The organism is Bradyrhizobium sp. Arg816 (assembly GCF_029989365.1).
Lineage (GTDB): Bacteria > Pseudomonadota > Alphaproteobacteria > Rhizobiales > Xanthobacteraceae > Bradyrhizobium.
The window spans coordinates 1-450 of the sequence record NZ_JAPRAQ010000213.1 but is presented as its reverse complement, the minus strand read 5'-3'; the positions used below and the strand labels follow the sequence as shown (position 1 = coordinate 450).

Here is a 450-nt window from a genome sequence, read left to right as displayed (position 1 = left end):
CAGTCCTTCCCCGTCCGGCCCCTGGGCATCCTCAGCCAGCCCGCCGAAATGCCGCTCGGCCGCCTGGAAATAGATCGGGTGCGTGCCCTGGAATCCGAAGATCGCCTGCTTGTAGTCGCCGACCGTGAACAGGGTCCGCAGCCGCTCGTCATGCGCGCCGAGGCCAGCGAAGAACTCGTCGGCCAGCGCGCGGATGATCGACCATTGCTCCGGATTGGTATCCTGCGCTTCGTCGATCAGGATATGCTCCGTCACCTGGTCTAGCTTGTAGCGCACCCATTCGCCCATGCCCGGCTGGCCGAGCAGGTCGATCGTCGCGCGGATCAGGTCGTCGAAATCGACCCCGCCGATGCGCCGTTTGGCCCGGGCATAGGCCGCAGCATAATCCCGCCCGACATCGAGCGCATCGGCCAGCAGGTCGGCATAGACGGCACGGACTCGCAGATCGAG

1 protein-coding gene is annotated in these 450 nt (G+C 65.8%); it reads right to left on the bottom strand.

Annotated features, from left to right (window positions below):
- On the bottom strand, positions 1-450 hold a 450-nt coding region (locus OWC48_RS46570), incomplete at both ends, for a UvrD-helicase domain-containing protein (RefSeq protein ID WP_282526002.1).